Annotated in this window: 1 protein-coding gene; it reads right to left on the bottom strand. The window is 19.2% G+C overall.

Annotated features, from left to right (window positions below; translation table 11 throughout):
* Nucleotides 1–227: hypothetical protein (locus IEZ21_RS49305; protein ID WP_058703114.1), on the bottom strand; the 227-nt coding region annotated here is incomplete at its 3' end.
* Nucleotides 228–573 lie beyond the last annotated feature (346 nt).

The following is a 573-nucleotide window of genomic DNA, read 5'->3' as shown; positions in this document are numbered from 1 at the left end:
TAAATTGTTTGAATACTATTATTTTTGTTGATTTCATAGGCTTCAGTCATCCTCAATCCTATAAATAGGATTAATTTTTTTACCCAAATCCTATTAATCCTACTACTTTTAGTATTAATATCAAAAATAAAATCACTCAAAAGTAAGCTAAGTAATTCATTCATTTGTTTCACTTTTTGAAATTGATTAAATACTTTTTTCTCAATATCAAACTCAATAATGATCATATTATTTATTTTTTAGTTCAACAAAAGAGAAAGAATAAAACAATTTCTATACGTTTCTATGCTCAATTTTATTAAAAAGTGAATCGAAATAAAGATCATTTTATCTTTTTATTAACTAGAGAATTAAAAAATATAAAATGCATAATAAGATTCATCGAAATGATTATACTCAAAAATTTTTATTTTAATCTTCCTAAATTTTAAATTCAACTCTTATTTACGTTTTAAGAGATATGAAATTATTTTTTTGTATAACAATATATAACATTCTAATTATTTTAGTGAGTATCAAGATTATTTTAATTAACTTTAAAATGTTAAATAAAAAGCAAAGTATTATTTATTT

This window comes from Streptomyces flaveus, assembly GCF_014647675.1.
GTDB lineage: Bacteria > Actinomycetota > Actinomycetes > Streptomycetales > Streptomycetaceae > Streptomyces > Streptomyces flaveus.
The sequence above is the reverse complement of the archived record's forward strand: the minus strand, read 5'-3'. Positions and strand labels throughout refer to the sequence as shown.